Source organism: Paenibacillus sp. Soil522 (assembly GCF_001428245.1).
GTDB lineage: Bacteria > Bacillota > Bacilli > Paenibacillales > Paenibacillaceae > Pristimantibacillus.
In genome coordinates this window covers 1-21,650 of the sequence record NZ_LMRV01000086.1, presented here as the reverse complement: position 1 = coordinate 21,650, position 21,650 = coordinate 1, and the positions used below count along the sequence as shown (strand labels likewise).

The following is a 21,650-nucleotide window of genomic DNA, read 5'->3' as shown; positions in this document are numbered from 1 at the left end:
TTGCATACTCGATTTTGACGGAATCAACATTCATTGCTGCATTGACGGGAATACAAAAACCAAAGAAAAACATAGAAAACACTACAACATTAATAAATTTAATCACTTTCATTTGGGTTCACTTCCTCTTCATTTTGTTTCCAAACAATTATTAGACGTATATGTAAGATAATAGTTCCATTAATCTGCCCGTTAGCTGAACAGGCTGCAAATAATGCCGGTAGCCTGTTGTCATGGTGCTATCGTACCCGTTAGTTCAATCAACTACTCATCGGCCAGCATTTGCGAGTACATGTNTTCCAAACAATTATTAGACGTATATGTAAGATAATAGTTCCATTAATCTGCCCGTTAGCTGAACAGGCTGCAAATAATGCCGGTAGCCTGTTGTCATGATGCTATCGTACCCGTTAGTTTAGTAATAAAATCAATCTTTCTTCCATGAATTAGGTGAAGTTTTTTAAAACCGGCAAAATAATATTCAGCTGTTTTCTGCGCATTCTATTTGTTCAATTTGCTTGAACGGGGACCATGCCTCTGCGGCGATATATACCAAGCAACAGGCCCATAGCCGCGAGTTGGATGATCTGATCAGTACCTCCATAGCTTAAAAATGGCAGTGTGATGCCGACAAGCGGAGCGTATCCAAATATCATTGCAACCGCCCATATAAATTGTATGACAAACAGTGCCCCAATGCTTGCAAACATAAGTTTGCCATATTCGTCCTTTATCTTTGTGGAAGCGATGACCGTCTTACCAATAAACCCCATGATTAATAAAAGAACGGCAGTCCCTGCTACCCAGCCGAAATAATTTATGAAACTAGGAAGGAACCCATCGGCTTGAGGAAAACGAATAGTCGAAGGAAATTCACCTTTTCCCCACCAGCCGGCAGATTGCATCGTATCCAAAGAACGCGTGATCATATTATAATCGCTGCCATACGGATCATCAGTCTGATTCAAATATCCGAATTCTCGTGTAAATATATTGTTCTTGCCTAAGAGAGCGTAAGCCATCAACAAAACGCTGCTGCCTACAAAGGCAATAACCTGCCACACATAACGCTTCGTTAACCACAAATAAAAGATAAATATCAGCGAGTACAAGGTGGCCATCGTCAAAGCGTTTGTATTCATTAATAAGAGAATAGGCAATATCCCTCGATAAGTGATAAGCAGAATGCTACCTTTCCAGTCATGTTCCCTCAATGGTTTGATTCCGGCAAACCCTACAATCATCAACAATATCGAAACGGTCGGAATATAGAAAGCAAAAGCACCGAATACGTACCATGCAGACTGTCCATTCACATTAGTACCGAAAAAATTCACCAATATCAGTAATAAAGCTCCAAAACCAAATATGTACTCCGAGTATTTCTTCATTTTTTGATAATCACATGCCCATAGGATAGCCATCAAAACAGCACCAATACCAATGAGAAACATTTTTCGATCGAAATAATCGTATCTTGCCGGTCCGGTATAGTTAGTTTGAAGACTGTACATGGCCAGCAATCCTACTCCGGATAGTAATGCAACCAAAACAAACATGAACCAATCCGTCCTGGGACGGTGAGTATGATCGAGCTGTCTTCCGATTTGGTAGGGCTCACCCATACGAGTAACCGCTAGATCAACTGCTTCCTTATCTGTCATTCCGTTGGCGAGGTTTTCTTTTACCAGCTCATCAAGATGTGCAGATAATTCCTCCCTAATATCATAGTGAAGCTTTTTGGCTCTGACTTGGCCGCATACTGAATCAAGAAAAAGAACGATTTCCGGGCGGGTGCCGATATTTGTCATACACTCCCCTCCCCAAGAACACCATCTACAGCGTTACGAAACAAATTCCATTCTCGCTTTTTTTCTAACAGCTGCTTTTGACCCTTGGGCGTAATCCGGTAATATTTGCGATTACGTGATTCCTTCACTTCCCAATAGGCTGTGACCAACTCGTCTGTTTCCAAAGAGTGCAGGATCGGATACAAGGTCCCTTCCTTAAACTCAAAAACACCGCCGGATTTTTGCTGCATTTCTTTGATGATTTCGTACCCGTACATGTCCTTTTGATCCAGCATCTTTAAAACTAAACCGACTGTGCTTCCCTTCAAAAGTTCTTTGTTAATTTTCAAAAGACCGCCTCCTTCGTCATAGCATCGAATTACTAGGCATCGTATATCTATGTATAATGATATTGGAAATATCGTAAATAATCAAGTTCAACCATTTCCGATAAACATTTGGTACCCGGAAGTTGAACAGGCTGCTGTTTGACGCCTGAGACAACCTGTTTATGTAACACTAAACTGCCCGTTCAACAAACCAAAAAGGAGCTATTCACGTAGCAAGCTCCTCAGCTAACTGTCCTTTAGTTGAGTGAAAAAATGGAGCATCTGCACCGCGGCAACTTGCTCCACTATCGTACCCGTTAGCGCAGTAAATTCATCTACGTTCTACGTGCTCTTGCTAACTTTATAATAATTATATTTCTCGTTTTCTATGACGATTGTACTTTTAAAGCTAAACCCACTCTTTTGTATTACGCGATTTGAAGGTGTATTACGTAAAAGAGCAATAGCAATAAGCTCCTCAACGTTGGTATACTCAAATAAAAACTTGACTAACCCTTGGGCAGCTTGTGTGGTGTAACCTTTTCCTCTATGGTCCTTGGATATGGCAAACACTATCTCTCGGTTTGGAGCAGGCAGTTCGTCTTTGATTCCAGTACAGCACCAACCAATAAACTCACCCGACTCTTTAAGTACTATTCCCAATCGAAGTCGAAGCTCACCAATTTCACCGCCTTGCGATAAAGCATTTAAAAATTGTTTGTTTTCTGGTATTTCATAATTTATAAACCAATTTTCCCGCTGTTCTTTTGCTACGTTCCAACCCGGCAAATATTCATGTATTTCAGGCTGCCAGGTTAAGGCGTGAAATGCATCTAAATCAGTAGCTATAAATTCTCTTAAAATGACATCCTTACAGACGATTGTAAAAGGCTTTTCTTCCGAAACGGAATAGGTATTGTCTATCATCAGCTTGACTCCTTCATAATTTATGGGGCGATTCCTCTATGAAGAATAATAGCAAACTTTTATAAATCATTGTCTGTAGAAAACAATTATAACTAACCTGCCCGTTGAGAAGGCTTCCGACCATCCGGCCGAGTTATCGTACTCCGAGGGAGGTTAGAAAAAGGCACCCGGATCAAATGGGCCGGCTGCCGTTCCTGGTGTTTATTGTGCTCTCGTACCCGTTTAGCGCAATACCGATTTCTCAGGTATTTACACTATTTCTTCCTTCTCAATTTCCTCACTGTATAATAAATCACTATTCCAAGCAGCATCAATCCCGGTATTTCTACTGCACGCCAAATTGAGCTTGATTTATCTCCAAATGAAACTTTATGTTGCAGATAATCAACTGACTCATATGACTCGACAATATCTGGAACAAATTTCATTGTATGATACATACCTTGTACAATCTGAAATGCATAAAAAATAATTACAAATATTAATCCTACAGCGACAGCTCGAAAAAAATGTTTTTTCATCATTACCTCCGTATTTTCAACATCTGCATTTTACAATATATTAGAACATTGCAAGGTTGTCGTTTGCCGGTAGCCTCTGTATAGTTGCTTATTAAGCTCTTGTACCCGTTAGCGTAATGAACTATCCTTACGTAAGGGAACCCAATCTGTTAAACCAGTAGGTTTATTATTAGCATCATACCATCTGTAGAAATCCTCAATGGTTCGTGCATTACCGTCTAAAACAGACTGATAAATGTATATTGATGGATATTTCTCTCCGCGTTGAATCAATNTCATACCATCTGTAGAAATCCTCAATGGTTCGTGCATTACCGTCTAAAACAGACTGATAAATGTATATTGATGGATATTTCTCTCCGCGTTGAATCAATTCCTCTTTTATTTCGATTATTGCCTCACGTGTTTCCTCAGTAAGTGCATCTAACATAGGATTTAGAAATTCTCTAGCTGTAGGACCTGGATGATTTTCTGCTAGTATCCACATGTCGATTTTCCAATGAACGTCATAGTGTAGATACCTAATTTGAAAATATAATCCTTGGTCTGATGTTTCCAGACAGTTTTTGAATTTAATTTCTTTAACTTTAGGGTGTTTTGATATTTCTGTAAGCACGGNGCAACCGAACGAGTAGCTTAGGGAGTTTAACAATATCCACATGTCGATTTTCCAATGAACGTCATAGTGTAGATACCTAATTTGAAAATATAATCCTTGGTCTGATGTTTCCAGACAGTTTTTGAATTTAATTTCTTTAACTTTAGGGTGTTTTGATATTTCTGTAAGCACGGYAAAACCATCTTCTGCTTTCGGTTCAATACAGTAAATTTCGATATCAATGTCAGGATTAACAATTAATCCGTAAGCAGTCGCCCCTACAACTATGGGTARGCCTATTTTAGCCAGCCGATTCAATAATTGAAGTTCCTCTAATATCTCTTTTGTTATTGCCAGACGTTTGTTAGCACATTCTATGCTGGTTTTCATTTCCATCCTCAGTCTCCTTTTATTAAATGTAATTCATTCGATGAAGAACCCCACTTCCGATAGACAGTTACTTCTACAAAAAAGGGAGCAGCTACTACAGCAATTTGATCCCTGGATCGTATTAACTATCGTACCGGTTAGCTTAATGACTACTTCAAATTCAAGCTAAGACTTCATATTTGACCCAGATATTGTTAGTCTGAAATGAATTATGTAGTTGAGATAATCCATTATTAGTGGAGATAAATGAACGCACTAATTCTTTTGTTAAGCTGATAACCATTGGATCTTGCAATGCTTCTTGTATTGGTATGAAACTGACTTCAGCAACCTCAACTCCGTCAGCACATATAGCACCTGACTTTACCTCCATTTCGAAGACAAAGTATATCCCGTGTTCTGTCCCATTCGGAAGAGCTCTAACTCCGTTTCTTACCCCAACAAGTCTTTTGACTTTTGTAATCAATCCAGTCTCTTCTTCGACTTCTCTTATTGCGGCTTCTTGAAATGTTTCACCTTCATTAACAAAGCCTCCTGGCAGCATCCAATACCCCTTATTTGCTCCATAAGTAACTTTTACAAGAAGTACATGGTCATCTTTCACGATCAAACCAGCTGCAGAACAAGATACATTCATTTTTGTTTCCCCCTCTTCACTTTATGGAAATTATAGCGTGAGGGAATTATTACGTGAAATAATAAAAAACTATACCTTTATATACGTATCCTATAAATGATCTTTTTATTTTCCTTCAACACAATTAAGCATAACTGCCTTTTAGCTTAATAAACAATGAGGAGCAGCTGCCGCGGCAAACTGCTCCCTGGATCGTTTCAACTATCGTATCCGATAGTTTAATACGACGATACTTTGATTCGGCATTTTACGTTTTATTTTTCTGCATTTGCTTTGTAGTGAAAATGCTCATGATAGATCGCATCCATACCAACCAACTTACCTGATTTCTTGTGATAATAAGCAAAGTTTTGGTTTAAAGGTAATTCAAGAAGCTGGTAGTTAACATCTTGAGGTAACCCATCTAGATCTTCGATGGCTTTTTCACGGGTTGTGTAAACAGCTATTGGATAGAAATTGGGAAAGCGCCCCATTTCCTCTGCGACAAAGTTTGCCCACACTGTGCTCAATTTGTCCAGGTTCAAATCCCCCTCTAGGTTAAGTTATTCTGCCATCTGTTGAACAAGGCCGCCGAACCTCCGGTAGCCTTCCCCATTGAACTATCGTACCCGTTAGTTCAATAACGGCAGTTTAGGGTTTTGTAATTATTGATTCATTAATTAACTTACAAAGATAACCTACTATGTATTCTCTTTGTGTTATTTCTTCAAGGTCATTATTTACTACAAGGTCGTTTATCCCTTTATTTATAACTTCCCATAATGAGGTGCCTTCAAATTGCTCATACGGATGTGACATAACTCTGTTTACCTCCTAGACTTATCCTTCATAAACATTTCTATAAACACAATAGATGATTCCTTGTTAAACTAATAGCTGAACGATACCGAGGGCTATAAGACCAATAAACATCTAATCTCTCGTTGTCCCCCAAACCATTGAAATTTCAGGTTTAGTCCTTATTATCAATGGTTTTAAACCTTGATTCTCATAAAAATAAAAGTGTAAATATTCATTTCCATTTCGTTTTTCAATTTCTATCCCTTTAATATTATCAAGAGTCAAATCAATTAAGAAACTTTCAGCTTGCTTCCAAGCAACTCTGGACCAGTGACTTCCAGGTTCCATTTCAAAGAATAAATCGCCATTGGACCTACTTAATTTGTAAACATTGTTGTTATAAAAAAAAGGAACACTTTTATCGAGTTGTTCGGGAAGTGATTCAAACAATTCGATAAATTCATATTCTTCCGGAAAAGGATTCATTGTCTCCTCCTGTCTTCTCCTGATTGTAAATTTCTTCAAGAAATTCGAGATGATCGAGGCTGCAGCATCCGCCGCAGTCTTACGGTTTAATTTATTGATCTCTTGTCTCCCGTTAGTTTAATGCCAATTCCATTCCAAGTAATGGTGATTATTAGGCCCTGTTAGAGCCTCGCGAACGTGATGTAATCAACTTGGACAGGCTCTGCCGATTCGATCCGAAGTGCCCGGTTGATCTGTCCCCGGTGATATTGCCCATGTAAGAGGACCTGCGACATGATGTCCCGGACGGACGTTCGGAACGGAACCCCGCTCTGGTTCGCATAGTCGATCATCTCGTCCAACTCGGATTCCTCGAGCCCTTCGATATAGACGCGATATTGCTCGGCGTTTTCTTCGAACATCGCCCTTGCCCTGCAATCGGGACAGCCAGACTCGTTCCGCGACCGCGACGTGCCGAACCAGCTTCAGAAGGTCCTTGTTCTTCGTCTCACTCTCCTCGAGTGCGTCCAAGATGCGTCCGTCCGCCCAGTACAGGTGGTCCATCATGCACTTGATCGTCTTCATTTCGGTTTCCCCCTCTTCGTCTCATCGATTACTTGAACCTACTGTTATCCGCTATTCGCTATTTGGTTAAATTATCCTGCTCGTTAGTCGAGAAAACGACAGCCGTTATGCCGGCTGCCGTTTCTACGTGTTCCTTGGAGCTATCGTACCCGTTAGCTTAATCGAAAGTGAAAGATTCGCAAGTCAAATGTAAATAATCAAGATGTCCTTCATTATAATGGTATTTCATCTTATCTCCTACATAAAGCTTATTTCCACATTTTATAAATTGGAGATAGCACTTGTTCGTAGCCAAATCACTTTTTCTAGGGAATTTCAATCTGGTCAGGTCAATGTCAAAGTTATTGATTTGAAGGACAATCCTTTTCGAGCTAATAAAAAAATATATATCACATAAGTTCACTCAATATTGTTGAGTAACCAGAAAATAAATCGATTTCTTTATCTAATGTACTTTTCATTTTGGTTCCGCACTTCTCACTACAAATTGCAAAAATTCCATCNAATATTGTTGAGTAACCAGAAAATAAATCGATTTCTTTATCTAATGTACTTTTCATTTTGGTTCCGCACTTCTCACTACAAATTGCAAAAATTCCATCGGTACCTTGTTGTTTAGCTTCTGATCCACTTGCCACAACAATAAATGGTACACTTGTATTTCTACTCGTTAATTGTAATGAGATTATCTTCCCTTCCTGCTCATTAATATCTATACCTTCTTTAAATTTAACATCCAGACCAAAACAAGGGTTATCTTCTTTAATTTTCTTCATACACCAAGAGCATCTTAACATAATTGCTTGTTCTCCTTTTTCATATTTTTTATTCCTGAAGTAAGGCAATCTAGAGACATAATATCTTATATTTCAATTAATAATAGTGTTTCCTGTAATCCCACACAGCTCCATGGCATCTGTTTCAACTATCGTACCCGTTAGGTAACACGATAATTCGGTTTACCGACAAAACTGCAAGGAGTCCGCTCCTTTTCGTTACAGCCCAATCTGTCGGACCCAAGAGCAATTATTTTCTTGATTAACCTTTACTCAACATCGAGTTCATCCGCAATCGCTCGACTTCTATCGCAGCTTCCATCTGTTGTTCCGTGATGAACATCAGTTGAAGACTCTCTGGTGAGTCCGGATCTTGTTCCAGCTTCTTTAGCAGTTTTGGTACTTCCCATATCGAACGCAAGGCAAAAGCGGCAAGGCAGCCGAGGCGGGGGAGGTTCTCGTCGCCAAGCCATCCAGCGCGTCTTATTCCCTTTATATAAGATGACATAAATAACTCCCGGTACTCCTTAAATTGTTCAATCGGCACTTGCCCCCGGCTGACGGATAACCCTAAAAATCGACCTAAATCCTCTCCTATCCCTGAAATACTTGCGAACTGCCAGTCGATCAAGGTAAGTTTTCCTTCTTGTTGCTGATCGATATTCAACATGATATTCTGTTCGTAAAAATCCTGATGAGCAAACGTCTTGGGCAGATTCTCGAGTGCTATTAACCAGTCGCTGATCGATGCTTCTAATAGGGTGAACTGATTGATTATAGCGGCCACTCTCTTATCGGCTAACAGAATTTCTTTATTTTTTTTATCAGGCACATACCGGTATAGATAACATTCATTTATCCATGAACGCATCCATTGACGATTCACCCATTGGAATTCGGGCAGCGGCTTACCAAGCAGGTAGGCAGATTGGAACTCCCCGAGCTTTTCCGTTACGAATGCATAATCCTTCCACTCCCATTGTCGCGGCTCGTGCGTCATATCCTCCAGCCACAACCATACCGATCCGTCGTCCTTTTCATCGATCGCAAAGCATTCCGGGGTCGTAATATTTGCAGGTAAATTTCGAAGTAATTCTGAGTCGTAAACCATTATTTCACGCCGCCAATAATTATAATGAGCCGGATCATCTCGTTTAGGGTCGGCATTTACAACTTTTAGAATAAACGACCAGGACCGGCTAACTCCTTCGCCTATATCGGTCATTCCCGAAATTCGGTAGACCCCGCCAGTCACGAAATTACGGTTAACCGGACCAATTGGATCGCAGCACCAATTCGTAACAAATCCGATATCGGATTGGAGGAGACTATTGGATAAAGTTTGAAGCCGATCCTTGTCAATTCTTTCTGAAATCCTTTGTATACTCATACGTCACCCTTTCTCTTACTGAAGGAGCAGTTTGGCAGGCTATCGTTTCTCTTAGATCACGAGTAAAGGTTACGTTAGATAAATCTGCCCGTTTTAGAAAGGCAGCCGCCCAAGCAAACCGGCTGACTTCAATGTCTTTATTGAGCTGTCGTACCCGTTAGAGTAATGACTCTAAATAACCATACCCATTAAAAAAAAAGCTTAAGCAGTCTTTAATCGTATTTCCATACTAATGGTCCCTTCCTCATCTTTGCTATGTAATTTATTTGACCTATGTGGTAATTAATTTCCCTTACCATCTGTATCATCAAGTTAAGTGCTGTTGTCTGATTATTTACAGCACTATAAGTTAGCGGTGGCATATCAAGAAACGGTTGAGATAATAACATTTCGGGATGTGAATTCAAGTACTCTAGGTACTTAATAATAATATCGAATGCTTCAGTAGCCATTATTAAAGCTTGCTCTTTCGAAAGTTTAAGACCTCGTTCAAACTCTTTATCTCTGTCCCTAGTATCAGGTATTTTGTAAAGTAAGATTTCAATTCTTGAATGGGCAGTCCCTCTAATATGAGATATCAGATTGGCTATACTGTTGCTTTCGTTAGTTGGAGACCAACTGATATCTTCCTCATCTAGTTGTTCAATTGCTTGAAGAAGCCATTTTTTATCAGCTTTAAACTTGCTTAACATGCTTTCAACTAAAGAAATGGAGATATCCAACAATACACACACCCTTCATTTTCCATGGTTTACATGCATAGAGTACTAAACATTCGTTCTTCAGTAACTATCTCAAGTAAAGAATATTCAACTATTCTCGTCATTTAGCCATTGTTCTATTTCAGAGATCTGATCTGCATAACGTCTAATGGCAGTTATTGTTCCTGTAACTTGATCTGTCCCCATCTGCTGTTCTTTTTCGTCTGTACATTCAATCCATAAAGATCGTTTTAAACTATATTCCAGCCAGCCTAGCGTTCCTAAAAACCCATTTTCCAAGACCATTTTCCAATTTGCTTGAAGTGGACCGTATCTCTTTTTATATCCGCCTATAAAAGCTGAAAATCTTTCCTTGTCCATGTTCCCTGTTTCGTTTTCAGACCAATAAATAGCAGTTTCAGTCAAGTTTTGCATTGGATTTATATAGCCGGATGCTTCCCAATCAATAAGGATGGGAGTGTCTTGGTTCCACATCACATTTTTAGAATCTAAATCCCCGTGGCTAATAACCATATTGGATGCAAGCAGTTTTGCTGCATTATTCGCTTGAGCATTCCAGTCGTACAGCTGATCAATAGTTTCAACCAGCAGGCTAACCCACAATGCATTATTTTTTTGCCCTTGTTGCAAATAGTAATTCCAATCCGTCAGCTGTGCACTATTGGACCAATTATTAACGATACCTAACTCTGAAAAATCCGTCATATGGATTTCTGCAACAATTTCACCCATTTTTTCGCAGTGAACGGTATTGATTTCATTAGGTTTCAGACTTCTGCCATCTACCCAATCGAACACAAGGTAGCATTGATTGTCTATTTGTTGCACGGAAGCGCTATTAAATTGTTTAGCTGGAAGAGCAGGTACATTATTGGCTGCAATATTGGCAATTCGTTCTGAATTGATTATGTTTTGCATTGCCGTAGGTCTAATCATTATTTGAGGGTTTAACGCTTTAACTGCATATTTTCCATGCGTGGTTTTAATAGCATACATTCTGTGTAATAGCCCGCCTGTCAACGCTTCTGGCGTACCAACCAACTCTCCTAGCTGCAACATCATACACAGTTTTTCGAATTGCAAATTGTACTGTATGTCACTCAATTTTTTATATTCCTCTCTATGTTTTATGGCATTATTATTTCGAAAATATAACATCACCTACACTCAATCCATCAATACTAATTCTGAACGAGTATTACATTATCCTCCCAGTTAACTTAATAAAAAGAAGGAGCAGATGCCGCGGCAAATGCTCCTTGTTTGTTCAACTATCGCACCCGTTAGTTGAACCACCGCTTCCAGTAATTTACTGACAGCCATATTTATTAAGTTGTAGAAAACGTATGATTTCACCGTCAATTATTTCTTCACTAGCCCTTTGAAACCCCAAGGATTCATACAGGTTCCCAGCAATCAAGTTGTCNATTAAGTTGTAGAAAACGTATGATTTCACCGTCAATTATTTCTTCACTAGCCCTTTGAAACCCCAAGGATTCATACAGGTTCCCAGCAATCAAGTTGTCGGGTCTGTGTCCGATCATTAATCTTTTACAACCATTTTGACTCATAAGATCAATTAATTTTTTCATTGCTGTTTTRCCATAACCATTTCCTTGATGATTCTCATCAATCATAAGTGCAGGTATCCAATGGTTACCGTCTTCGTCGGGGTTTTTACAAAAGACAATAAATCCGACTAGTAACGCCTCCGAATATATTGCATGCAACTCAAAATCATGAACGTATTTAGATTCTGCAATCCAATAAACAACAGGAGCTGGAAAAACACTATTTTGTTCTTGCTTTACATTTAACTTGGTACAATCGTACCAATTCTCAATTGATACTGGCTTTAATTCAATAACCACATAAATTCCTCCAGAATTTTGATATCACAGAGGAATTCCTCTGTGATTATAATTGAACTTCCTCCGTAACAAYCACGACAGCRAAGATATTCTTCATACCACACCACTCCCTTCAATAATGGGACACACATCCAATAGTATACTACTAATTAATTCTTCACGATTGGTATAAAACTGTTATAAAAAAGAAGTCTCGAGTCCTGACTCAGTTTGATCATTCACCACGTTATCCTGCCAGTTACTTCAATAAAGCAACACATTGAAAGGAAATGTTTAAAACAAAAAAGGAACCCGCTAAGCAACGGGCCGCGGGTTCAAGTTTATATATCAAAAAGGGGGTCAAGGTCTATATTACCCTGAAAACATTAACAGGAGATAAAACGAAAGTTACAATTGGATTACATTTTAAGTCCCTATTTCTTCAATTCTTTAATGAGGAGTTATTGAGCTCTTGTACCCGTTAGTTCAATTGATCCTCGCTAATAACTCATCAACTTTTCCCTCAAAGTCCTCGGCTTCTTCATCCTTAGTTGGCTGATATTTCATCCGTAAAAGATCATTCTTTAGCTCCAACAGTTGTTGATTTGATAGACGAGTTATTAACCCATAGAGCAAAGAGAATTTCCATCCGCCATCATCAGAATTCAAAACAACCCGAATATGAGGTATCAAATGATCTTCAAAATCTACAAGCACATCCTCTATATCTTGCGCGATCGGCCAGTTTATGTCTCGAAGCCACTCAAGTAATTGAGGCAGAACCAGTAATACATTTTCCTTATTTGCTTTTTTCAATTGTTCTGCTCGCTCGTAATCAAATTTATTTCTTGGTATTAATTCATTGTGATCCATCCACTCCAACTCCCTAGGTTTACGGCACTTTTTTCTGCTATTCGCCAATTCAAATAGATATCCTTTTTGAAAGAAAATAAAGTATTAGACTAACGATACGTCTGGAAAGTTTACATATAACGAAAAAATATTATCTGCGTGTTTGATTTTAGGGTTAAAATTGTTTGAACACATAAAATTATTGGAGGCACATATGCGAGATATAGATTACAGTAATTATTTTTGGCAGGATGAAGCAATAAGATTGCGAGCAATAAAACCAGAAGATTGGGAGAATCACTATATCAACCGTTTTGATACTCCTGCACGGCGCCTTTTAGAGTGTGCGGTTGAATTGCCTCCTACAATTACAGAGGCAAAATCATTTGCAGAATCATTTTCTGATTTCTCAGCGAATCGTCTTATGTTTACTATCGAAAACTTGAACGGTGAAAATGTCGGTGGGATCAACCTAAACAGCATCGATGAAAGAAACGGTACGTTTAGCATCGGTATTCAAATTGACAGAGACCACCGAGGCAATGGTTACGGCACAAGGGCAGTAAACATACTTTTAAAGTACGCTTTCTTCGAACGTAGACTAAATAAGTTCAATGATTCCGTACTTGAAGGAAACGAAGCCTCCGTTGCAATGATGAAAAAAGTCGGGTGTGTTCAAGAAGGGGTTCGTCGCCAGGTCTTCTATACTAATGGACGATATTTTAATACCATTTTGTTCGGGCTAACCAAGGATGAATATGTTGAGCATCTTTCAAAGATCAACTAATGAAGAACGATAGCAATAAAACAGCGGCAGTCTAGACTCTATTTTCACATTTCTGGCTGCCGCTGTTTCTATTATTAGGGTCAGTCTAATACTTATTTTACGAAGCCTGATTATTTTGTAATTCGAAAAACCCCGTAGGATCAACACCACCAGTCTAATACTTTATTTTCCTTGAACACTAAACTCTGACTATATGGGGCCCCGCCAACATTTTAACGAAAATATACGCTAAGCTCTGAATCACTTCCGGAATGGCGTTTTTTCTTACTCTAAGCTAAAACGGCACGATCACCCGACAAGCCGAGTATCAAATTCCATTTATTAGACTGACTCGTTAAAAAAGCAGTGACGGACTAGGAACCCGAAAGACCTAGACTGTCACTGCTTTTATTGTGCTATCGTTCTCCATCCAATTATGGTACTGCTGACAGTAGCAACTAGGATGCACCTCTCATCCTAGTCGCTTCCAATTTTGAGAGGTGGCGAGGTTTAGTTAACCTCGGCCTGCCGTAAATGCCGAATTAAACAATTTTGCTTTACCGCTATTGATTTATTCATGCTAGTTCTTTTCATGATTTGTAGCTGATCAGTTAGAGTTTTCCTAAAAAACTTATCATCCATACTGAGTTCGATCAGCACCGTCTTTATTGCTTCAATAGCAAGATCCTCATTTTGAAGTATATAAAAAGCAATTTGATAACCATATGTTTCAAGCCTCTTCAATGTTTCGACCTTCTTGGCCAAGCAAATCACTGGATCCATAGCGCTTCCCTCACCTTAAATTACTTAACAGGTATCTGCACCGTGTCACCAGTTTTCTTAAAGATAAGCTGCAAGGATTGAAGATTTTCCGGTAGGACATCATACTGCAGTGAAAAAGCTCCAGTCCGGGGCGTCCATGCGTCGCTGAATAAAGGTACCGAATCTCCATTGGCGATCAGATCAATTCCGTTCCGTACGGCTTGCTTCAGTTGTTCATTTTCCACTTGAAGAGTACCTTCAATCAAAGTCATCGTCGGAGTTGCAGTGATCGTACCGATGGTTATCGGTTGGTTATTAATAGTAATATTCACGGACTGTTTGATCTTGGTTAGCATCGCCTCGTCCGGGCGGTAAGGGAACGTAATCTCCCGAATTTGATCGTTTCCTGGGCGTTCCCCCCGAAAAGTTAGCGTTAATTCCTTGGCAAGTGGGCTGACCGGCTCGAAAGTGATGAATCCTTTGGTCTCCGTACGCCCTTCGATTGGCCCGGATCCCCCGGATTGAAACTGGGAATCCGTTTGAAAACCTTTGATCTCAAGAGGGTAAAAAATATCGTAATTCCGCAACCCGTTCGGATTGTTCAAGGTATAGTACAATATAAACTGATTTTCATCCGACATGATGCCATTGATGGTAAGCTTGGTTCCATCCGGCAACAGGGCCTGCTCGTTAAGAGTCTGCCCCTTTCCTTGCTCGTTAAGCTCGCTAAGTGTACCGTTTACGACTTCGTCGAAGCCGAGCAGCGTCTTACCGTAGTAGGCTAACGCATGATAATGGTCGCTGGCGAACAGCATGACCGCAAGAACTGCTGCCGCGATTCTCCAATTTCTTTTTACATTCCATTTCGCTTTACTTCTGGGATCTACGGTGTTTAACGCCTTTCTTAATCTTGCTTCCAACTCTTCAGGGGCGGAAAGTTCACTTAACCGCACTTTCTCTTCCAACAACCGATCTTCAATGTTGCTCATCTGTATTCCTCCCGTATAACGCTCTCAGTTTCTGAAGGCCTTGATAAATTCTTGATTTGACCGTTCCCGTCGAAACGCGGGTCATCGCGGCAATCGAACCATAATCCAGATCATGATAATACTTGAGTTGAATGGCTTCGCGTTGGTCAGTATTCAAATGGAGCAATAGCGCTTGTAAATCCAACTGCTCGTCCACTTGGCGGTAATCCGATATACCGGTCGAGTTGACGCGCGTCTTGCTCACATCTAGCTGGTCTCCTAGCGGAATTACCTTTTTGTTTCTTTTCAGCGAGCATTTGCATTGATTGACCAGAATGGTCTTGCTCCAGGTATAAAAGGACTCTTCTTTCCTCAATTGGCCAATCTGCTCATAAAGCTTCACGACCATATCCTCCAAGACATCCATGGCGTCCGCTTCATTCCTCATGTAGGAATAAGCCAACCGATAATACGCGTCTTTTCCTGCTAAAATCAACTGAAGCAAGGCCTCCTTGTCCCCCTTTTTTGCTACCTTAACCACGTTTACTACATCCATGTCTACACCCCTCTATTACTAAGAGCTTTGGGCAACCCAAAAAGTTCATTCCGTCGTAAAAAAATAATCCTCGCGGTTTACTTCACTTGATTTTGCATCCATGAAGGACTCCTAACATTTCGCTCATTTAGGCATCCAAAATGACCGCTAAACAACCTTAGCGGTCATCAAGTGGTCCGAAATCGGCTCTTTTCATCCGCTAAGGTTGTCAAGAACGGGACAAATACATGTCCGCTAATGCTTAGCGTATAAAACCGTCAAATTGTTGGCGCTACCCCTATATACGGAGCAAAGAGCTGCCACGCGGCAGCCCCTTCGTCATTGAACTATCGTATCCGTTAATTTAATCGTTTGGTGGTTAAGCTTTTTTCCAACACTAATTCCCAAAGAAGAGAACAAAGTCCTCCAGGTTTTCTTGTATGTACTTCGCTGTGTGCCCACCATTATTGCAGTGAAAAGTAACTTTATAGTCTCGATTATGAAGTATTTCAAATAACTCATAGTTAGCTTTAAGAAATGAATCGTCACTCCCACAATTCAAGTAGATTTCCAATGAAGTAAGATCTATATTTTGAGCTAACATTAAAGGATCTCTGCTATTCCTTAATTCATCATTAGGATACATCCAATTATAAACTTGCTGGTTAGTTTCAACTTTCTGAATACCTGTCCCCATCCCAGCACTTTTCGAAAAAAGTTGGATATTTCTAAAGGAAATATGCATAGCTGCATAACCTCCCATAGACCATCCTCCAATATACCTGTTTGAACGATTAGATATCGTTGAAAAATTAGCATCAATATATTCGATTAAATCTTTTGTTAAAAAGGCTTCATAGCGTCCCTCATATCGTTTGTTTGAACCATCCTTATTTTGACTCCATATTCTAGCTTTGAAAGCTGAGTTAATACCGTAACTTCCCTCGTAATTAGGTGCTACAACAATAAGAGGGGCGATTTTCTTATCACTAATAAGCTTATCTAGTACATTTTCCATGCCATGATAAACTAACATGGTATTTTGATTTCCTGAAAAACCATGTAACAGATATAGAACAGGATATTTTTCTGTTTCAAGATAATTTTGAGGTAAGTAAATTAGAGCTTCCATGTCTTTTTCTAATGAATCACTGTAGAATCGAACCTTTACATTTTGTGATCTCATTTTAATTAGATAATCAAACATAATTAGCTCCCCAATTGATTATTTGACCCTTACATCTTTCCATTGAGTGAAGATTTTGCTCGAGAATCAACATTATATTCGAATACACTATTCTAATTAAAATATGGAAAATTATAACACGGAATGAGCTTCTTGTGTATGCTTTTCTAATGTGGCGGAACTAGCGAAAACTGCCCGTTAACGAAGGGCTACCATACGGCAGCCCTTCGGCATTCAACTATCGTACCCGTTAGTTGAGAGATCACTCGTCCAAGTTCCACTTAACGATTATCTCCAGTTATAGGGAGAAGATGATATCTATTAGGTGAGAGTCTATAAAAATTGCCACACTTTCAGAACCAAAATGTCGTTTCTCCATTAACTAAATGATCTAGCTCATACCGAATTTTGAACCATTTATTCATTCATCTACGCATTTATTTTCATTTTCGTTTGGTTTTTTTTGTTCCAAATATGTTTTTATCGCAACAATTAGATTGAGAGCCCCTGTAAGTATAACACCAATGTTAACAAGCAGTTGAACTGGGGTAAAGGCTATTTGTACGCCATTACCAACAGGCCCTGTTTTGGGTTGATTCGCGTCCCAGAATCCATATAATAACCCTATCAAGGGTATTAGTATCGCTGCAACACTGACCACGATATATCCAACATACTTATTCAATTTCATCTCCTCCTTTTTATCTCCCCAATTCTTTCTAATGAATATTACTCTCCCTACATTTGGAGGTTCCATTTTTGAATTAGCCCTTTCGGTGTTCAATTATCGTACCCGTTAGTTTAGCGAACTTCCTCAAGAAGTTCCTTAATGTTATCCTCAAGTTCTGATTTAATTTCCTCTAACGAGTCATCGACAAATTCGCCAAAAACCATGCTTCCGGGAAGGTCCCTTTTAACCTGGAGACCAAGAAATGTTCGTTGGCATTCCCAGATAGGTTAGCGTAATAGACGATTTTTGGATCATATAGAATTAAAGACATAATACCACAACCATAAAAAAAGAAAGGGAATACAACAATGGTCGAAAATTCAGTACGAGCCCGCCTTCAATCGCCTTGTCGCTCGCTACAAAGCCCCGCCTGAATCGGCGGGGCTTTCATCATTGACCATATTTTGATTTCTTAGGCAGTCATCAAGCGGAACCAGCTAATTGATACCGGTCCCTGTAAGACTAGGTAAACGTTATGACGTCCGGACGCGAGTGACAGTCCACAGGAGAAACTTCGCCAAGTCTGTTCGCCGCCGGCCGGAATCAAACACCTTCCTGCGAGCGGGCCGTCCGGTCCGTTCAGCCTTATTTCGACGGTTGCATCCGTCGTGCTGGTAGCCCGCATCTCTATCGCTGAAATATCTGTGCTGAGATCCGCGTCGCAGAACCCGATCCACCCCGATTCGTCGGTTACAATTGCGGCGCTGCCTCCTTCATCGCATGCAGTGAGATGGATGCCATCATATGCATCGTAGTTCGATGCTCGGGTTAACCGCTTGAGGTCTCGCGGCGGAATCTTCTCACCAATGACCGTAAGCCGGCTTTCTAACCTCAGGTCTCCGGAAGAAGCACCGAGCAAAATCGTATATTCGCCGCTTTCAATACAGAATCTTTCACGCGTCACATCCCAGATAGCGAGAGATTCAAGCGGCAGGCGGAACGTCACGTTCGCCGTCTCGCCCGGCGACAGCGCAATCCTCCTGAAATCTGCCAGCTGCAGGCGCGGACGCTTCACACGGGAAACACCTGAGCGTGTATAGAGCTGCACAACCTCTTCGCCCATTCGGTCGCTAGTATTGGTCACGCGGCAGGTCACATCGATAGATGCACACGTTTGGACTTCGACCTGGTTTTCGGACAGGATTAGGTTTTCATACCGGAAGTCACTGTATGAGAGGCCGTGTCCGAACGGATACAACGGCTCACCATCGAAATATTGGTACGTACGACCACCCTGAATGATGTCGTAGTCCATAAAATGCGGCAGTTCGTCGACGGACTTATGCCATGTCATATTTACGCGGCCAGCCGGATTGACATCGCCGAACAGGACATCCGCTAATGCCCGGCCGATCTCTTGTCCTGCATGCGACGTGTACAGAATTGCCGGCACTTTCTCCTGTATAACATTCAACGCGATGGGATAACTACCGACAACCACTACGATCGTATTCGGGTTCGCCGCCAGCACCTCAAGCACCAGTTTTTCCTGTGAAGCAGGCAGCGTAATATCTGGCCGATCCATCGTCTCTTTACCATTGATCAAAGGATGATTGCCGACAAATACGATCGCTGCGTCGGCACCACGAGCCGCTTCGACGGCTTCGCTCACGCCGTTCGCTACGCATTCGAACGCGAACGTCTCAGCCGATGTTTCAACGTTTGTACCGCCAACCTCAGCCAAACCGCCGACATTGATAATGTTCGCTGTCTCTGCCGCACGGCCGTCGCCGACAAGCAATGCACCCGTTTCGGAGTCGACTGTCACAGGCATCCCGTTCCAAGTCGAGATCGCTGCCAGCCCACCATCGCTGTCTAGCAATCGAATATGGAACACTTCCTTCGTAAACCATCCCCAGATCTCTTGAGCCGAAGCTTGTACGGTCTTGTCGTCTGTCGTCAGATAACGGCCATTCCGCTCTGCTATCAGCGTATGGCTGCCCCACCCCCAGTCCTCCACCGAAAACAAGTCTCCAGCCTCCGCTCGCTCCGCTGCCGCCGCCAGCGCAGCCTTGTCATCGTCACCAATCCGCACATATCGTTCGCTATTGACCACTTTCAGCCTCACTCGATCGGCTCCACCGACGTACACCGTCTCGGCGCAATTCCCGGCTTCCGCCAACCGCTCGCGGATGCCCTGCAGCGGCGTGATTGCATAGGGCAGCGTACCGCTGTAGCAGTCGCGGCACAAAATATCTGCCAGAGGGCCAATGACCGCGACCTTGCGCAGCTTGTCCTCCTGCAACGGCAGCGTGCCATTACTGTTCTTGAGCAGTACGATTGCCTTTTGCGTCGTTTCTCGCGCCAACTCCGCATGCTCCGATCGAAGGATCGCCGACTCGTCGAGCGCGGCGTAAGGATTTCGTTCAGCAGGATCGAACTCTCCGAGCCGAAATCGGACACGAAACGTGTTCCTAAGCGCAGTATCGAGGTCATTTTCCGTCAGAAGTCCGTCCGCAATCGCCTCGCCAATCGCCTTCGTCACCACGTCCGCCTCGTCCGTAATGCTGTCGATGCCGCCCTCCCGGATCGACCGGGCCACAGCTTCCTTAATCGTCTCCAAGTAGTGGTGATCCCTCACTGTACCCGTCACATCAAACGCGTCGCTGACAACAAAACCATTCATGCCCCACTCGTGCTTAACGATGTCGATGACTTCCCGGCTGAGGTTCGCCGGCACACCGTTAATCGCGTTGTAGGCCGTCATCATCGACAAGGCGCCACCTTCCTTAAACGGGATTTCAAAAGCCTTCAGATAATATTCACGAAGGTTCCGTGGATCGAGGCTGACCGATGTGTCACCCCGGCCTGCTTCATTGTTGTTGCCGATAAAATGCTTCAGCGTGGCAACCGCCTTCAGATAAAATGGATGGTCGCCCTGTATGCCTTGCGTCAGTGCAGCACTCAATTTTCCCGCTAGCACCGGATCCTCACCATATGCTTCTTCCGTCCGCCCCCAGCGCGGGTCACGCTCCATGTCTACCGTCGGTGCCCACAGTGTCAGGCCGTTATGCGTCGGGTTCCGCTTGTAGAATCCGCGAGCCTCGTCGCCGATCGCACTACCAACCCGCTTAAGTAGTTCCTTATCCCAAGTGCAGGCCAGACCGATTGGCTGCGGATAATACGTCGCCTCACCCAGCCAAGCTATCCCGTGAGCCGCCTCCGTGCCATGCTTGTACGCTTGTATGCCAAGCCGTTCAACAGCAATTTGGTACTGAGGCATAAGTCCGATCTTTTCCTCTAGCGTCAGTCGAGTAATTAAATCATTTATGCGGTCTTCAAGGGGAAGTTCGGGGTTCCAATAGGGGTATGTAGTCTTCTCGCTGATTTTCAATTTTTCTCACGCTCCATACATAGCATTATATTCAAGAATTCGTGCTCAAGCCTTGATTTTATGGCCTCAAAATAGCATCATACAGACATCAACCTCCCTCGATCATATATACGAACAATATAAAGAAACGCTGGAATTATTGCCATGCAATACGGCCTATATTTGCAGCACTACCTACAAAGGGACTCTCTTGCGGCTGAGCAGAAGCATCGTGATACCCAGCAATCGTTGGAGCTTCAATGGTAGGGACCTCTCCCAGGATAAATCTTTTACATTGTTTTACTAAACGTATCCTGCTGCATAAAGATTTCATTCTGATCACCGCGTACAAGTCGATGCTGATAGTCGGTGAACGGAGTGAACGGATCTCGGTCGGAATTCGGACGGAATGTCTGTAAAATTCCCGCCTGCAGGAATATACTTCATGCATTCCTTGGTTTCCGGATCAGGCTTCGAGTAATCCTGTTGATTCGGCAAACTCCATAGCAGATATTTCAATTTCTCTCTTACCGTTACATGGTTGCTCTTCTTATGATTCGGACTAGGCAGCTGAGTATTGCGACATCTATCGGCAGTTGATGGATGAACAAGCCGTACGAGATATGGCCACGATCCAGCAGAAGAACACCATTGGCGAGTATCACTTTTGGACACAAGAATCTGTTGTCTTTTCCATGCTGGACTACACATAATATAGACATTTTACCTGAAATACCTCCGAACCATTCCGGTCGGAGGTATCCAGTTCCTGAAGATG

At 41.8% G+C, this 21,650-nt stretch carries 22 protein-coding genes; 1 reads left to right on the top strand and 21 read right to left on the bottom strand.

Annotated elements, in window-relative coordinates:
* Window positions 1-509: 509 nt before the first annotated feature.
* The 15 genes from ASG81_RS25350 to ASG81_RS25280 all read right to left on the bottom strand — a co-directional run bounded on the left by ASG81_RS25350 (window position 510) and on the right by ASG81_RS25280 (window position 12,633).
* The gene (locus ASG81_RS25350; protein ID WP_056641045.1) at window positions 510-1,811 is read right to left on the bottom strand and encodes an FtsW/RodA/SpoVE family cell cycle protein; all 1,302 of its coding nucleotides are present in this window, start codon (window positions 1,809-1,811) and stop codon (window positions 510-512) included.
* A complete protein-coding gene (locus ASG81_RS25345; protein WP_056641043.1) occupies window positions 1,808-2,140 on the bottom strand; it encodes a PadR family transcriptional regulator in 333 nt (110 codons plus the stop codon). Before ASG81_RS25345 ends, ASG81_RS25350 begins: the two co-directional genes overlap by 4 nt.
* A 321-nt stretch (window positions 2,141-2,461) precedes the next feature.
* On the bottom strand, window positions 2,462-3,046 hold the full coding sequence (locus ASG81_RS25340) for a GNAT family N-acetyltransferase (protein ID WP_056641039.1): 585 nt from the start codon (window positions 3,044-3,046) through the stop codon (window positions 2,462-2,464).
* Window positions 3,047-3,300: 254 nt separating this feature from the next.
* The gene (locus tag ASG81_RS25335) at window positions 3,301-3,570 is read right to left on the bottom strand and encodes a hypothetical protein (protein ID WP_155971930.1); all 270 of its coding nucleotides are present in this window, start codon (window positions 3,568-3,570) and stop codon (window positions 3,301-3,303) included.
* Window positions 3,571-4,186: 616 nt separating this feature from the next.
* Window positions 4,187-4,561: hypothetical protein (locus tag ASG81_RS33220; RefSeq protein WP_235549023.1), on the bottom strand; the 375-nt coding region annotated here is incomplete at its 3' end.
* A 154-nt stretch (window positions 4,562-4,715) separates the two neighbouring features.
* Entirely contained in the window at window positions 4,716-5,192 is a 477-nt protein-coding gene (locus ASG81_RS25325) for an NUDIX domain-containing protein (RefSeq protein WP_056641031.1), read from the bottom strand.
* A 254-nt stretch (window positions 5,193-5,446) separates the two neighbouring features.
* On the bottom strand, window positions 5,447-5,716 hold the full coding sequence (locus tag ASG81_RS25320) for a hypothetical protein (protein ID WP_056641028.1): 270 nt from the start codon (window positions 5,714-5,716) through the stop codon (window positions 5,447-5,449).
* Between the two features lie 106 nt (window positions 5,717-5,822).
* The gene (locus ASG81_RS32345) at window positions 5,823-5,990 is read right to left on the bottom strand and encodes a hypothetical protein (protein WP_200961611.1); all 168 of its coding nucleotides are present in this window, start codon (window positions 5,988-5,990) and stop codon (window positions 5,823-5,825) included.
* 114 nt (window positions 5,991-6,104) lie between these two features.
* Window positions 6,105-6,458 carry a hypothetical protein gene (locus ASG81_RS25315; RefSeq protein ID WP_056641024.1) on the bottom strand — a complete coding sequence of 118 codons (354 nt, stop codon included), beginning with the start codon at window positions 6,456-6,458 and terminating at the stop codon, window positions 6,105-6,107.
* A gap of 161 nt (window positions 6,459-6,619) precedes the next feature.
* Window positions 6,620-6,859 carry a DinB family protein gene (locus ASG81_RS33215; RefSeq protein ID WP_235549022.1) on the bottom strand — a complete coding sequence of 80 codons (240 nt, stop codon included), beginning with the start codon at window positions 6,857-6,859 and terminating at the stop codon, window positions 6,620-6,622.
* Between the two features lie 1,201 nt (window positions 6,860-8,060).
* The gene (locus ASG81_RS25300) at window positions 8,061-9,188 is read right to left on the bottom strand and encodes a phosphotransferase (RefSeq protein ID WP_056641022.1); all 1,128 of its coding nucleotides are present in this window, start codon (window positions 9,186-9,188) and stop codon (window positions 8,061-8,063) included.
* Between the two features lie 212 nt (window positions 9,189-9,400).
* Window positions 9,401-9,910: a DUF1572 family protein gene (locus tag ASG81_RS25295; RefSeq protein ID WP_056641020.1), complete on the bottom strand. Its 510-nt coding sequence runs from the start codon at window positions 9,908-9,910 to the stop codon at window positions 9,401-9,403.
* Window positions 9,911-9,997: 87 nt separating this feature from the next.
* A complete protein-coding gene (locus tag ASG81_RS25290) occupies window positions 9,998-11,014 on the bottom strand; it encodes an aminoglycoside phosphotransferase family protein (protein ID WP_056641068.1) in 1,017 nt (338 codons plus the stop codon).
* Window positions 11,015-11,337: 323 nt separating this feature from the next.
* The coding region (locus tag ASG81_RS25285) for a GNAT family N-acetyltransferase (RefSeq protein ID WP_155971933.1) at window positions 11,338-11,781 on the bottom strand (444 nt) is incomplete at its 3' end.
* A gap of 465 nt (window positions 11,782-12,246) precedes the next feature.
* Window positions 12,247-12,633, bottom strand: coding sequence for a DUF5071 domain-containing protein (locus ASG81_RS25280; protein ID WP_056641017.1), 387 nt, complete (start codon window positions 12,631-12,633; stop codon window positions 12,247-12,249).
* A 193-nt stretch (window positions 12,634-12,826) separates the two neighbouring features.
* Here ASG81_RS25280 and ASG81_RS25275 point away from each other — a divergent pair, with 193 nt between their 5' ends.
* Window positions 12,827-13,399 carry a GNAT family N-acetyltransferase gene (locus ASG81_RS25275; RefSeq protein ID WP_056641014.1) on the top strand — a complete coding sequence of 191 codons (573 nt, stop codon included), beginning with the start codon at window positions 12,827-12,829 and terminating at the stop codon, window positions 13,397-13,399.
* 489 nt (window positions 13,400-13,888) lie between these two features.
* Here ASG81_RS25275 and ASG81_RS25270 read toward each other — a convergent pair whose 3' ends face one another.
* The 6 genes from ASG81_RS25270 to ASG81_RS25245 all read right to left on the bottom strand — a co-directional run bounded on the left by ASG81_RS25270 (window position 13,889) and on the right by ASG81_RS25245 (window position 20,887).
* Complete coding sequence (locus ASG81_RS25270) at window positions 13,889-14,161, bottom strand: hypothetical protein (protein ID WP_056641011.1); 273 nt, start codon at window positions 14,159-14,161, stop codon at window positions 13,889-13,891.
* A 20-nt stretch (window positions 14,162-14,181) separates the two neighbouring features.
* A complete protein-coding gene (locus tag ASG81_RS25265) occupies window positions 14,182-15,129 on the bottom strand; it encodes a DUF4179 domain-containing protein (RefSeq protein ID WP_056641008.1) in 948 nt (315 codons plus the stop codon).
* Complete coding sequence (locus ASG81_RS25260; protein WP_056641006.1) at window positions 15,116-15,664, bottom strand: sigma-70 family RNA polymerase sigma factor; 549 nt, start codon at window positions 15,662-15,664, stop codon at window positions 15,116-15,118. Before ASG81_RS25260 ends, ASG81_RS25265 begins: the two co-directional genes overlap by 14 nt.
* A 376-nt stretch (window positions 15,665-16,040) precedes the next feature.
* Entirely contained in the window at window positions 16,041-16,850 is an 810-nt protein-coding gene (locus tag ASG81_RS25255) for an alpha/beta hydrolase (RefSeq protein ID WP_056641003.1), read from the bottom strand.
* Window positions 16,851-17,250: 400 nt separating this feature from the next.
* A complete protein-coding gene (locus tag ASG81_RS25250; RefSeq protein WP_235549021.1) occupies window positions 17,251-17,613 on the bottom strand; it encodes a hypothetical protein in 363 nt (120 codons plus the stop codon).
* 358 nt (window positions 17,614-17,971) lie between these two features.
* Complete coding sequence (locus tag ASG81_RS25245; RefSeq protein ID WP_056641059.1) at window positions 17,972-20,887, bottom strand: glycoside hydrolase family 3 protein; 2,916 nt, start codon at window positions 20,885-20,887, stop codon at window positions 17,972-17,974.
* Between the last annotated feature and the right edge of the window lie 763 nt (window positions 20,888-21,650).